At 37.6% G+C, this 13,727-nt stretch carries 9 protein-coding genes; 3 read left to right on the top strand and 6 right to left on the bottom strand.

The window, feature by feature from the left end; translation table 11 throughout:
- Positions 1-516: 516 nt before the first annotated feature.
- Together FFM71_RS03180 and FFM71_RS03175 are read right to left on the bottom strand one after the other, a co-directional pair.
- Positions 517-2,955, bottom strand: a complete 2,439-nt coding sequence (locus FFM71_RS03180) for a SpaA isopeptide-forming pilin-related protein (RefSeq protein WP_137610751.1) — start codon at positions 2,953-2,955, stop codon at positions 517-519.
- Positions 2,956-3,776: 821 nt separating this feature from the next.
- On the bottom strand, positions 3,777-6,338 hold the full coding sequence (locus FFM71_RS03175) for a YhgE/Pip domain-containing protein (RefSeq protein WP_137610750.1): 2,562 nt from the start codon (positions 6,336-6,338) through the stop codon (positions 3,777-3,779).
- Positions 6,339-6,494: 156 nt separating this feature from the next.
- On the opposite strand from FFM71_RS03175, the gene FFM71_RS03170 reads away from it, so the two are divergent.
- From FFM71_RS03170 to FFM71_RS03160, 3 genes are all read left to right on the top strand, one after another.
- The gene (locus FFM71_RS03170; protein WP_137610749.1) at positions 6,495-7,085 is read left to right on the top strand and encodes a TetR/AcrR family transcriptional regulator; all 591 of its coding nucleotides are present in this window, start codon (positions 6,495-6,497) and stop codon (positions 7,083-7,085) included.
- Between the two features lie 480 nt (positions 7,086-7,565).
- A complete protein-coding gene (gene rpoN, locus FFM71_RS03165) occupies positions 7,566-8,846 on the top strand; it encodes an RNA polymerase factor sigma-54 (RefSeq protein ID WP_137610748.1) in 1,281 nt (426 codons plus the stop codon).
- A 502-nt stretch (positions 8,847-9,348) separates the two neighbouring features.
- A complete protein-coding gene (locus FFM71_RS03160) occupies positions 9,349-10,278 on the top strand; it encodes an AEC family transporter (protein WP_137610747.1) in 930 nt (309 codons plus the stop codon).
- 401 nt (positions 10,279-10,679) lie between these two features.
- Here the strand turns inward: FFM71_RS03160 and FFM71_RS03155 are convergent, their stop codons facing one another.
- The 4 genes from FFM71_RS03155 to FFM71_RS03140 form a co-directional block, all read right to left on the bottom strand.
- Entirely contained in the window at positions 10,680-11,399 is a 720-nt protein-coding gene (locus tag FFM71_RS03155) for a GntR family transcriptional regulator (RefSeq protein ID WP_137610746.1), read from the bottom strand.
- Positions 11,400-11,414: 15 nt separating this feature from the next.
- Positions 11,415-12,152: a deoxyribose-phosphate aldolase gene (deoC, locus tag FFM71_RS03150; RefSeq protein WP_137610745.1), complete on the bottom strand. Its 738-nt coding sequence runs from the start codon at positions 12,150-12,152 to the stop codon at positions 11,415-11,417.
- A gap of 224 nt (positions 12,153-12,376) precedes the next feature.
- Complete coding sequence (locus tag FFM71_RS03145; protein ID WP_137610744.1) at positions 12,377-12,712, bottom strand: ArsR/SmtB family transcription factor; 336 nt, start codon at positions 12,710-12,712, stop codon at positions 12,377-12,379.
- Positions 12,713-12,752: 40 nt separating this feature from the next.
- Positions 12,753-13,319, bottom strand: coding sequence for a cadmium resistance transporter (locus tag FFM71_RS03140; RefSeq protein WP_137610743.1), 567 nt, complete (start codon positions 13,317-13,319; stop codon positions 12,753-12,755).
- Positions 13,320-13,727 lie beyond the last annotated feature (408 nt).

The raw sequence follows: 13,727 nt of genomic DNA, 5'->3' as shown, positions 1-13,727 counted from the left end.
AGTCGTCTATGTTGTGTAGCCATTAAGTATAGTGAATTGAGCCTTAGTATCTAAAGGGTGAAATTTTAGTTAAGTATGCCGTTTCCAAAGTTGATAGTATTCAATTGCTGCGTGGAACGGCTCGAGTCAAAGTGCGGACTCGTTCCTCGGTTGAAGCCTCGCAAAACCCTCGAGTCTTCAACACGCCCGGTGGTGTAAGGACTAAAGTCCTAACGCCACTTTCGCTGCAACTGAATACTCTCAGCTCTTCCAACTAGTTTGTTTATGGCAGGAAAAATAAGACGAAGGATTCTGATTTGTTTAAATAAATTAGCTCTGGGCCTGTAACAACAATGGTTATATTAGTTTTTCACCTTTCAACCTTTAGTTAGTATTCAGACCTTATATTTCAAGAGCGTAGTGCAAGTTCAGTGAAATATATTGTGTTTGATTAAGACAAAGAGACACTGTGATCAAAATCGAATCACAGTGTCTCTTTGTCTTAATTCTTAGAACTGATCATAGTTTGTTTAATGGTTAGGCCAATTTCTTAATCAGATGTCTTAATAAAACAAACAATGCGATAAAGAAACCACCGAGCATCATTAGTAGACCATTTTCGTTACCAGTCTGTGGGAATTTTCCGACTCCATAACCAGATCCAGAACTATTGCCAGTTGATGGTAATTCAGTACTTGGGTTAGGATTTGTAGTTGAGGTTGATCCTCCAGGGATAGTAACGGAAGGAATACCAGGTTCTACAGGATTAACAACAGGAGGTGTAGTTACGCCAGGTTTGCCAGGTTCTACAGGGTTAACAACAGGAGGTGTAGTTACGCCGGGTTTGCCAGGTTCCACAGGGTTAACAACGGGTGGCTTTGGTTTACCGGGACCAGGGTTAACAACGGGTGGCTTTGGCTTACCGGGACCAGGGTTAACAACGGGTGGCTTTGGTTTACCAGGACCAGGGTTAACAACAGGTGGCTTTGGTTTACCAGGACCAGGGTTAACAACAGGTGGCTTTGGTTTACCAGGACCAGGATTAACGACAGGTGGTTTTGGTTTACCAGGTTCAGTAGGTGGTACTACTACGCCAGGTTTGCTAGGCTCTTTTTTATCCTTAGCTTCCAAATTGTTAGTCATATCTTTAGTTACAGTGAATTTAATTGGAGTTTTGTCGAGTTCATAACCTTCAGGAGCAATGGTTTCAACGAATGAGTAGTCACCAGCCTCAAGATTTGAAACAACGATTTGACCCTTTTCATTAGTAGTCAAATTGCTTTGGATAACTTTGCCATTGCTATCTAATAAATCAAAGACAGCTCCAGGTAAGAGCTTGTTGAGTGTTGCATCAACTTTTGTTAAAACAACGTTACCAGTGTCAGAAACACCAGTTGTTGGATCGTCAAACTTTTCCAAAGTAACAGGTGTCGTTTGATTAGCTACAATAGTGAATTCGATTGGAGTTTTATTTAGAAGGTAACCTGCGGCTGGGCTAGTTTCAACAAATTGATATTCGCCCGCAGGCAAGTCTTCGACAGCTAGTTCACCATTACCATCAGTTACGATACCTTGTTTAATAACATTGCCATTTTTATCTTGTAATTCGAAAGTAGCGCCGGCAATTGTAGCGTTTGAATTAGGATCAAGTTTCTTTAATACAACGGAACCAGTAGGAGCATCATCTTTTTCGTTAGCCATCAGGTTGACGGAGCCATTGTCAGGAATGGTAAAGACGTGTGTGTTGGTATTTAGAAGATAGCCATCAGGAGCTCTAACTTCTAGCAACGTATAAGTACCGTATGGTAAATCATTGATGGTTACTTTACCATCTGCATCGGTTACGGCGTTAGAAATTATGACTTTACCACGGGCATCTTTTAGTTCATATTCAGCACCGGACAAAGCTTGGTTAGTTGTAGCATCAGTTTTAGTGATTGTGATTGAACCAACTTTTAGCTCGCCACCACCGGTACCTGAACCACCCCAAGAAGTTGAGGAGTCAACGGAATAATTACCTTCGCTGGATCCCATAGTAGCGCTGTTAGTCCAAGTTGTCGTACCGTTAGGATTGGTACCAGTAACTTTAGTACGATAATAAATATCAACAGCAGTAGTTACATCCTCAGGGAATGTAATGATGACTTTGTTACCTTCGGTTGTCACGACAGGATATAGAGGCTCACCACTGCTGACAAAGCCGCTAGTACCGAAGTATCCGGTCATAGCAGTCAATGAACCAGGGATGTATTCTTGGTTTGGACCAAGTGTGTCAGTGAGTACGACGTTGTGCAAAGTTTGTTCATTAGGGTTAAAAGCAAGGTTCCAGGCCAACTCGCTAGGAGCTAGTTTAGGAGTAAAACCTGCAATCCAACCATTTTTGTTAAACATCCAGTTGTTTCCTTCGTTGCCATCACCGGTATTAGTACCTTTAGCAACTAAAGATATAGTACCGTGACGGTTAGCGGTGGTTGATTCAAGTGCATCGTTGAAAGTGATTGTACCAGTTTTAGCTCCGGCCTTAAGTGTAGCAACACCAATTTCAACGTTGTTGGAATCATAAATTGGAAATGACATATCACCAGGTGTAGTAATACCACTAGGTAATTCGAATGAAACTGTGTCACCTGAATCAATTGGAACGCCATCTGGAATACTCCAGTCATAACTAATATTGAAATTTATCCAAGCATATAAGTTATCGGATGGTTTGACAGGATTGCCATTCATATCAGTAATAGTGGCATCATTACCGGTTAAACCTGCGACATTTAATTCTTTTTTCGGCGTGCCAGTGGTTGCTTGTGAAATTGCCTTCGGCGACGAAATTGTCGTGGCTGTAGTTGGCGGTGAAGTCGTGGCAGCTTTAGCTGTTTGTAAGCCGGGAGATAGTAGAAGTAGGAAGGCAGTAAATAAACCAAGAATGGCAATAGCTATCAAGGTAGCAGCAAAAAATTCTCTTTTAATTGATTTCATCTTTCAGACCTCCAGTTAATAATGGAGTAAATTATTATTTTAAATGTAATACGCTATTCGTTATTACGCCTAGAGTATATGACTGCATATATAGGAAAGTAAAATAACTGAACCATTTAATATTTTATACTGGTATGATAGTATTTTTAATATATACCAATTTCAAACTTGCAAGAAAAAAGTCCTTAAATCACTAGACATGTTATCTGGTTATTTAAGGACTTTTTATATATTGAATCAGGCGTGCCGGTTATCATTCAGGAGATATTGATTAAAAATCGAAAGCTTCTTCTCGATTCCGGGGACGGCAATGCCTCAAACTAAATTAAACAACTAAAGGTTGAAAGGTGAAAAACTAATATGACTTTTGTTGTTACAGGTGTAGAGCTAATTTATAAATAATCAGAAATATTCGTTTTATTGTTCCTGTTATTAAAGAAATAAATTAGTTGGAAGAGCTGAGAGTATTCAATTGCAGCGAAAGTGGCGTTATTGCTTCAGCAATTACACCACCGGGCGTGTTGGAGACTCGTGGGTTTTGCGAGGCTTCAACCGAGGCTCGAGACCGCTCGAGGCTGCTGAAAAACTAAATTAGAGAAATTTAATCCACCATTCTCGTTTTATTTGAAGCACTATTTTGGGTAATTTCACCCACTTTTGTACTCAATAATAACTGTTTTATGGGAATTGATTTTTTAAAATTAAAAATTCAGGAGTTTTTCAGCAGCCTTAGACCGCTCTCTGGCTCGGGCCGTTCCGCGCAGCAATTGAATACTCTCAGCTCTGGAAACGGCATCCTTATCTAACCTTTCAACCTTTAGTTAAACAATAGAATGTTCGGCTGCCTCTTTGGTGAAATCAATTTCATTTAGATGTGATTTTCTTCTAATGAAGAAGAGAACACTAAAGATCGAGAAACATAAGGTGATGGCTAAAAGTACTAACATATCTGGTCGAGAGGAGTCACCGATCATGAGACTTTGTCTTAAACCATCGACACTATAACTCATTGGTAAGTAGGGATGGATTGCTTCGAAGAAATGATTGGATAATTGAATTGGATAAGTACCAGCTGAGCCGCCGAGTTGGAAGACCAACAGTATCATACTGAAAAATGATCCAACTTTCCCTAAGACCAAATTTAACCAGTAGATAATCGACATGAAAGTTAAACTTGTTAAGAATAGGACGCCAAACGTTGCTAGTGGATGAATTGGTGTTAAACCATCAATCAAATTTAGAAGGATGAAGAGGATAATTGATTCACCTAAGGCAAAGAAACTGGTTATTGAAAATTTACTTGCCCACCAAGCAATACCGGTTCTAGGGAATTTACGTGGTGTATAAATATCAAATATTAAATTAAAGGCTAATGCACCGACAAATAAGGAAACTGATAACATGTATGGCGCCATGCCGGTACCGTTATTTGGGGCTTTGTCACGTTCAGTATGCTTTGTCGTGGTTGGTTGAGCCATTTGAGCGTAAGTTAACTTGGAGGTTTTTAGATTGGATTTTTGCCCCGCCTTAGTAAGCTGCTGAGTTAGCGCTTGATTACCTGCAGTGATTTGAGTTAGTCCTGATCCAAGTTGTGTAGAACCTGTGCTTAAAGTTTGGGAACCATTCGCAATTTGATCAGCACCATTAGTTAACTGCTGCGAAGCTCCAGTCAAGCTAGAACTGTTTGCAGTTAATTTAGTCAAACCACTGTTTAAGGCCTTGGCACCGCTGTTTAACTGACTTACACCAGAAGTGAGGCTGGGTATTTGAGTATTCATTTCGCCAAGACCATTGTTTAATGTATCGGCACCACTAGTTAGGGCAACACCGTTAGTGACTAAACTATTCGTACCAGAACTTAATTGAGTCGTACCTTGAACTAATTTGGAAGTATTTGTGTTGACATTACCGAGGCCAGTCGTCAACTGAGCCATACCGTTTTCAGCTGTACCTAGTTGATTCGTCAGTTGATTAGAACTACTGCCAAGTTGTGCAATAACTGTGGATAAGTTATTTTGAGAGTCACCGACAGAGTTTTGAAAAGTATTCAGTTGGTTAATTGTTGTGGCTTGAGTTGTCATTAAGCTGTTGAGGTCAGTACTTAAGGCATCTGTGGCTTTGGTAAGGGTGTCACTGTTAGAACTATTAACAGCGGTTAAAATAGCAGCTTTTTGAGTGGCTGATAAGCCTTGCTGATCGGCCACTTGGGATACCTTAGTAGATAAACTAGATTCATTTTGATCACTGACTGCCTGTTGTAAATTGGTTAAATCCTGTTTAGTTGTTTGGGCTTGGGTCGTATTGTTATCAGATAATTCCTTTTTCAAGTTAGTTATAGAACTGTTCAGTTGAGTAGTATTGTCGCTAAGACCGGCACTAACTTTTTGAAGATTATCGGTTAGTTCTTGACTGGCAGAGTGTAATTGGGTCAAACCAGAGCTAAGAGTCTGAGAATTAGTTGCTAATTTCGTAGTACCTTGTCCCAACTCATTAACATCAGAATTAACTGTTTTAGTTGCTGAATCGAGTGAAGAGACACCATTTGTATAGGATTGAAGTCCTGTGCTTAAAGCATTACTACCAGTGGTCAATTGATTAACACCAGTTACTAAATTAGTGGAATTATTATTTAGTTCAGTCAAACCATTAGTTAAGGATGAAGAACCACTAGCGGCCTGATTGACGCCAGAAATATATTGATTGAGACCTTGATTGAAGGTTTGAGCTCCATTGGCAAAAGTCAGAGAACTACTAGCTAATGTGTTCAAACCAGTAGTGATTTGCTGATTGGCACTTTCAACTTTAGTATTACCAGCAACCAACTTTTGACTACCATTGGCGGCGTTAGTCATACCTTTTGACAGTTGTTTGATGGTTGTAAACATCGTTTTTGAGTAAATTTTTGTGACTTGCTCTGAGACTGATTGGGCGGCCTTTTGAGCAGCTTGAGCAGTCATTTTTGAGGCGGTAAAGTTATGTCCAGCACTAGTTTCATAATTTAAGACCATTTTCTTGGGTTTTCGATCTAACAAGGTAGTTGCATTCTTAGAAAAATTCTTGGGGATGGTGATGACCATGTAATATTTACCATTTTTTAACCCCTTACTGGCCGTGGCACTAGAATCGAGAACATGAAAATCCATAGCTTTGGAGTTGTCGAGACTCTTAGCCAAATCGTGACCAACGGCCAATTTAGTTCCTTGATAGTTCAAATCTTGGTCATGATTAACAACGGCTACGGGTAGATTTTGTAATTCTCCGTAAGGGTCCCACATTGATTTTAAAAAAGTGACCGAATAAATCGAGGGAATAAAGATCATAACTGCAAAGACAATGACCATTAATTTGTGCTTGAGTAAATATTTCCATTCTTCTTTAATCATTATTAATCTCCTAAGCAAAATATGTTATAGTTGCTTTGAAAAAAGATAATACACAACTGTGGACTAAATAATAACGCAATAAAAAATCAAGTCCACAACATAAATACACAATGTGTGTAATAAAATCAAAATCGAAAATTTGAAGGGATGAAAATAATGAAAAAAGTTGATCTACGAGTTCAAAAAACTAATCAAGCATTGCAACAGGCCTTTCGGGAATTGGCTAGTACTACAAGCTATCGCAACATTACCGTGAAGGAATTGACGGAAAAGGCACAGATCAATCGCAAAACATTTTATTTACACTACGATTCGATTGAAGACTTTTCGGATACTGTTGTTGATGAAATTGCCGAGAAATTATTACAGTTGATGGTTGAAAAGCCACTGCGGCAAGGATTAGCGGAACCAGGTTATATATTTGATAAAATTCTGGATTTTTTTCAAGAGTCACGAGAATTCTATACGCTTATGATGACCTCAGATGATTACAGCTTTTTGTCACGAAAGGTCGAAACTAAGGTTGCAAAAGGATTTTCTCAAGCTATTTTTGAAACATTTGATATTTCCAAATTGGATGCCTTCGTCTGTGCCAATTTCTTGATTCGCAACACGCTGATGTTATTTCGAATTTATAATGAGAATCGGATGACGTTAGATCGAAATGAGTTTCGTGATCGCCTGATCCGCCTTGATTCCAGTGGACTCAGTTCATTTATCGATGTGAAACGTAACATTAGACAATAAAATTTTTGAAGAGTAAATACAAATTAATAAAAAAGCGCTATCATAATAGTGGTAAGTGTAATGAAAACGTTTTTTTAGAGCTAACTAAAGTTTAGTTAAGTATGCCGTTTCCAGAGCTGAGAGTATTCATTTGCTGCGCGGAACGGCCCGAGCCTGGGAAGCGGTCTCGAACCTCGGTTGAAGCCTCGCAAAAACCGCGAGTCTCCAACGCGCCCGGTGGTGTAATTGCTAAATCAATAACTCCACTTTCGCTGCAAATGAATACTCTCAGCTCTTCCAACTAATTTATTTTTTTAATAACAGGGATAATAAAACAAATATTTCTGAGTATTTAAATAAATTGACTCTAGGCCTGTAACAGTAGCGACTGTATTAATTTTTTATATTTCAACTTTTAGGTTACAGAAATTATCGACTAATTAAACAGATAAGTTGTCTTATGATTTTTAATTTATTAATTTATAGAGGGGAGGGAACCTGATGGAACTTAAACAGAATTTAAACCAAAAACAAGTTCAAGGGTTGTCTTTAACACAAGGAATGCGACAATCAATTTTGATTTTACAATCGGATGCAATTGATTTGGCCGATTATTTGAGTGAACAGAGTTTGGAAAATCCACTCTTCGATGTACATGTAAATCTGGATATGCCATTTATCGATAACGAGGGTGGTAATGGCTATCAAATCAAGGATGAACAACAGTCATTATTTGAATATTTACTTGATCAAGTTCAGCTGACTATGCGTAAGACACCATTACGTGATTTAGTAGTTTATTTAATTGAACAACTTGATCCTAATGGTTATCTGACTTTATCGGACGATGAAATTTTTGAGGAAGTCGACGATATTACACCAATCATGTTGCTTGATGCGAAAACACTTTTGCACCAACTTGATCCTCCAGGGATTGGAGCCCGTGATTTACAAGAATGCTTGTATTTACAAGCTGAAGCCGATGATGCGGATAAAGCCGTCATGTCAATGTTGAGCGATAATTTTGAATTATTTACTAAACATGAATGGAAGAAATTAAAACGTGCGTTGAAACTGTCCAATTCGGAATTGCAAGAGGATGTTAATTTTATCCAATCATTGTCAGCTAATCCCGGCCAACGTTATACTTCGCAAAATGAACAATATGTTGTACCCGAGCTAGCAGTTAAGAAGAATGGCGATAAATTGAGTTTGGCAATCACAAAATATGGTCAGCCACAATTAATTTTTGCTGAGGAAACATACGATCGATTAGCTAAGTCAACTGATGAAGACGTAAACAAGTATATTCATGATAAATACAATCAGTACAAAACGCTGGAATATAACTTGCAAAGACGGATTGAAACGGTCTCAATTATCGGTAGATGTATCGTTAAGGAACAGTATAAATTCTTTATGCAAGAGACTGATTCTTTGGCACCGCTGTTGATTCGTGACGTTGCCCAAAAACTACAAATGAGCGAGTCAACTGTCAGTCGAACAATTAATGGAAAATATATCCAGACTGACTTTGGTATCTTTGAGTTGAAACAATTCTTCTCACGCAGAAGTAAAGTTACTGTTGGTGAAGAAAAATCAGTTGATCAAGTTAAGAATAAGATTAAGGGTATTTTGGATGATGAGGATAAAACTAAACCACTTAGTGATCAAAAAATATCTGAAATGTTAACGGCAGATAATCTGCAAATTGCCAGAAGAACTGTTGCTAAATATCGGGAACAATTAGGATATCCAGCAACTAGCCGTCGTCGTGTATAGAATTTAACCATGCCGTCTCCAGAGCTGAGAGTATTCAATTGCTGCGCGGAACGTCCCGAGCCAAAGTACGGTCTCGGACCTCGGTTGAAGACTCGCAAAACCCGCGAGTCTTCAACGCGCCCGGTGGTGTAATTGCTGAAGCAATAACGCCACTTTCGCTGCAAATGAATACTCTCAGCTCTTCCAACTAGTTTGTTTTTAATAGCGGAACAGTAAAATGAAAACTTCCGCTTATTTAAATAAATTAACTTTAGGTTTGTAACAACAATGGCTATATTAATTTTTCATTTTTCAACCTTTAGTAATGCGATTAATTTGTTTATTTCAACAATTGGTAATAAGAAAGCAGTTGTTTTTCACTTGGAAATTCCATGGGGTGAAAAACAACTGCTTTTTTAGTATTCCTAGGTTAAGTGGAGTCGGGATGCTTAATTAATTTTCAGCAAACTATCTTTTTGGCATGAAATATTTGTATAATGAACTAACTAAGGGGAGTATACATATGAATATTGGACAACTGATCAATCAAATCGTCTTGATGTTTTGCTTAATGCTGGTGGGGGTTTTAATTAACAAATTAGAATTCATGCATTCACAGACTTCGAGTGATCTGACAAACGTTTTGCTATATATCGTTTCACCATGTTTGATTATAAATGCGTTTGAACAACCATATTCAGGTAGTCGAATCAAACAATTTTTGTTAGCGATTGCTGGTGTGTTTTTACTCTATATTATTGAAATTATTGTGGTCAAATTAATATTTGGTCGTTTAAAAGATAAGAATTTACGACGGATAACGCAGTATGGCAGTATTTATTCAAACGCGGGTTTCATGGGGATTCCTTTGATCAGTGCGTTATTTGGTTCCGAAGGAGTTTTCTTTGCGGTCGTATCTTTGGCAGCGTTCAATATTTTCAGTTGGACTCAAGGAGTTTCTTTGTTTAATGACAGTGACAATGGGACGGTTGAAAAGACTGATTGGCGACAAGTACTTCTAAATCCGAATATTATTGCTATTTTTTTGGGAATCCTGATATTTATTTTTTCAATCAAGATACCAAGTGTTCCTAACCAAGTTATCAAGTACGTCGGCTCAATCAATACGCCATTGTCGATGATTGTTATTGGTAACAGTTTGGCCAATATCAAATTCAGTCGTGACATGTTAAATAAGGAAATAGGATTAACAATTTTATTACGAAATTTATTATTTCCAATCATTGGAATAGTATTGTTAAAAGTTATCGGTGTATCTGGCGTTGCCTTTTACACGACGATTGTAATGGCAGCATGTCCAGCAGCTGGATTAGTTGTTTTGTTCACGTTGCAGGCCAATGGAGATACGGCACCAGCTATTTCTCTGATGAGTTTGTCGACCATTTTAAGTTTAATAACGATTCCAGTTGTTTTTGCTCTAGGAAATTTATAAAAAAAACGTAACGAAACGGTACAATTTCCGAGTATTAAGGCAATTTGATTAATTTGTTTATTTCAGAAATTGGTAATAAGAAAGCAGAAGTTATTTTTCACTTGGTAGATTTCCTAAGTGAAAAAATAACTTCTGCTTTTTTGAGTAATAAGTAAATAACGATATAACGATGGATTCGTATTTTATTGTTTCTAAAAAAAATAAACTAGTTGGAGAAGATCTGAGAGTATTCAGCTGTCGCGAAAGTGGCGTTAGAGCTTTAGCTCTTACACCACCGGGCGTGTTGGAGACTTACCGGTTTTTGGTAAGGCTTCAACCGAGGTCCGAGACCGCTCCTTGGCTCGGGCCGTACCGCGCAACAGATGAATACTCTCAGATTTGGAAACGGCATACCTAAACTCTCACCTCTTGATAAAAATTTCAAACGAATTAATATCGCCACGATATTTGGCAATTGAGTATTCAGCGGGAATATCATTTTTAGTTGTACCAGTTGTATGAAAGTAGAAAATTGGATCATTCTCATCAATATTTAACAAGTCAGCGGTCGTTTCATCGGCTGATAATACTTCAAGTTTTCGACGAACTTGGATGATTGGGCAGTCGTGAGAATCCAAAGTGGAATACAACGAAACGTCGTTGAAATCGAATTTATCCAAATCAGGGAAGACTTTGTATGGAATATAACTCGTTACTAAAACAACGGGCTGATTGTCAGCATAACGTAATCTTACTAGTTTGAAAACGTAGTCCTTTTTATCGATTTTTAAATTTTCGCAGACCTCATTATTAGGCAATTCCTTCTGTAATAAAATTACGTGAGTTTTGGGAGTTAGACCCTTATTTTTTACATCATCATCATAACTTTCGATGGTGTGAGTGAATTCTTGAGAAATTTTATTTTGCTTAACAATCGTGCCACGTTTCTTACGTTTTGCTAGTAATCCCTTATCAACCAACGCTTGAATTGCTTGACGAACGGTGGGGCGGCTAACGTCATAGATCTCCATAAGCTCAGTTTCCTTGGGAATCAAGGTGTTTGGCTTGTAAGTACCATCACTGATTTTTGATAGTAAATCATTTTCGATTAATGTGTGTTTTGGTAAATTCCCACCATTCATGAGGCAAATCTCCTGTTATTTCATATTTTTTTGATATTTTCTATCAATTTTGATTGAGCTGACGTGGTCAAATTCCATTCGTTGTTTGATAGCAGCGATAATCTTGATCCCACTACTTGTACCAATTCTATCAGCACCAGCAGCAATCATAGCCAAAAAGTCGTCAGAATTTCTGATACCACCAGCGGCTTTAACAGAAACGGTATCGCCAACAACTTCTTTCATCAATTTAACATCTGCAATTTTAGCACCACTAGGGCCAAAACCAGTTGAAGTCTTAATAAAATCAGGCTTAACTTCTTTAGCAATTTCGGCAACATGTCTGATTTCATCTTTTGTCAGGTAAGTATTTTCAAAGATGACCTTAATTAAGACTGAATTATCGTGGCAAAGTTTAACAATACGTTCCATCTCGTCTTTGACATATGCAAAGTTTCCATTCTTAACTTCCGTAATATTAATTACATAATCAATTTCGTTAGCACCATTCTCAAGTGCATTTTTAATATCAAATAATTTAGACTCAACAGTTGTTTGGCCGAGTGGAAAACTAATGGCCGCACCGATATCAATGTCAGTATCCTTCAATTCATTATAACAAACCTTGGATTGTACCTGATTAATAGCGACCATTCTAAAGTGATATTCCTTAGCTTCGTCACAAAGTTGCACCATGTCAGCATCTGAAGCAAAGGCGTGCAAGTTAGTGTGATCAACCAATCTTTCAAGTTCATTTAAAGTATATTCAAGCATAATTAAGCCCTCCAAATAATTTATTAAGTAATTACATATTGAATAATATGCTTGCGCTTACAAAAAGTCAATGTTTGCCTGATTTAAGCTGAAATAATGTACATTTGGTGAATGAATATAACTGTGGCCTTAATAAAATTAGATGTTTTTACTTGAATATGTAATTACTTATTGCTGATAACCTAAAAAAATACCATCAATTCATTTAGAATTAATGGTATTTTCTACTCACCATGCTTTTTCCCACGAACAACGTGGTCAGCATGTTCCAACATCTCATTTATAACATCCAAAATGTGCGGATCATCTAAGCGATAATAATTGAATTTCCCTTGTTTTTCAGAACTAACCAGTTGGTGCTTTTTCAAAATTGCCAACTGATGGGAAACAACGGACTGTTCAATATCCAAGATATGACCAATTTCATTGACGTTTAATTTGTTATCTTCCAAAAGCTTTAGCATTCGTAATCGATTGGGATTGCTCAATAATTTAAAAATTCGTTCGGATTCTATCAAATCTCTGGAATCAATCAATTTCACTTGTTCATTTTTATCCATTGTTGTATGTCCTTTTAGTATTTAAGTATAGTATACAGCATTAAAACAGAGCAATTAAGTGACTGATCAAACCGCTGTCCCAGAAGACGTACAGTCCAATCAATACGTAACAAACTTTCATTAATTTTTCACCATGAGCTTCCATAATAGTAGAGACTGCTGGAATATTAGCGATAAGTTTAATTAATAAAACGACCATAACAGTTAGGCCACCGATAAATAATAACGTAATGAAAAAGTTAGAAATTGTTTCTCCAACTAAAACGGGCAAGAAAATGGAGAGATTACAGCCGGCACAGACTGATAAATAGGTAACTAAAGTACTCCAAGTCTCCGAATTGTGATTGGTATGTTGACTATTGTCGTCATCATTATCGTGGAAAGCTAAATAGATGGGCAAAATTCCCAGAGTCCCTAAGATCCATTCAGGAAGGAAGGCTGCAAGAGTTTTTCCAATAACAAAACTTGCTGTCAGCAAAATGATATTTCCTAAAAGATAGCCAATCATAACGTGTGATAGTTTGTACTTCTTTAGTAGAAAAATCAGCATGAAGAAAAAGTCTAAATTAACACTCAAAAAAGTTAAAGCTAAAATCCAATAGTTCATTTGAATCCTCCAATACATATGCTTTATATAACATATGTCGATTGTAACATGTATTGTCGCAAATCTTAATACGAATCAAAAAAAGGTATCAGATACTTCCAAAAATTTTGGAAGTATCTGATACCTTTAGTTAAGTTAAATAAAAAAAGATCACAATTGGACGTTCCTATTATAAAAAAACTAGTTGGAAGAGCTGAGAGTATTCATTTGTAGCGAAAGTGGCGTTATTGCTTTAGCAATTACACCACCGGACGTGTTGGAGCCTCGCGGGTTTTGCGAGGCTTCAACCGAGGTTCGAGACCGCTCTTTGGCTCGGGCCGTTCCGCGGTGCGCCCGGCATGGGCGCTAACTAGGAGGTGAAAGTCCTCTGTGAGCCGATGTAGTCGGAATCACTAGCTAAGGGCAAGG

The organism is Companilactobacillus huachuanensis, from assembly GCF_005404815.1.
In the GTDB taxonomy this organism is placed as follows: domain Bacteria; phylum Bacillota; class Bacilli; order Lactobacillales; family Lactobacillaceae; genus Companilactobacillus; species Companilactobacillus huachuanensis.
This window is presented reverse-complemented; position numbering and strand designations above follow the sequence as displayed.

Bases quoted from the DNA above. Each gene is read 5' to 3' on its own strand.
- FFM71_RS03180 (WP_137610751.1), bottom strand. From the start codon at position 2,955: ATGAAATCAATTAAAAGAGAATTTTTTGCTGCTACCTTGATAGCTATT.
- FFM71_RS03155 (WP_137610746.1), bottom strand. From the start codon at position 11,399: ATGAATGGTGGGAATTTACCAAAACACACATTAATCGAAAATGATTTA.
- FFM71_RS03170 (WP_137610749.1), top strand. From the start codon at position 6,495: ATGAAAAAAGTTGATCTACGAGTTCAAAAAACTAATCAAGCATTGCAA.
- FFM71_RS03175 (WP_137610750.1), bottom strand. From the start codon at position 6,338: ATGATTAAAGAAGAATGGAAATATTTACTCAAGCACAAATTAATGGTC.
- FFM71_RS03145 (WP_137610744.1), bottom strand. From the start codon at position 12,712: ATGGATAAAAATGAACAAGTGAAATTGATTGATTCCAGAGATTTGATA.
- deoC (WP_137610745.1), bottom strand. From the start codon at position 12,152: ATGCTTGAATATACTTTAAATGAACTTGAAAGATTGGTTGATCACACT.
- rpoN (WP_137610748.1), top strand. From the start codon at position 7,566: ATGGAACTTAAACAGAATTTAAACCAAAAACAAGTTCAAGGGTTGTCT.
- FFM71_RS03160 (WP_137610747.1), top strand. From the start codon at position 9,349: ATGAATATTGGACAACTGATCAATCAAATCGTCTTGATGTTTTGCTTA.
- FFM71_RS03140 (WP_137610743.1), bottom strand. From the start codon at position 13,319: ATGAACTATTGGATTTTAGCTTTAACTTTTTTGAGTGTTAATTTAGAC.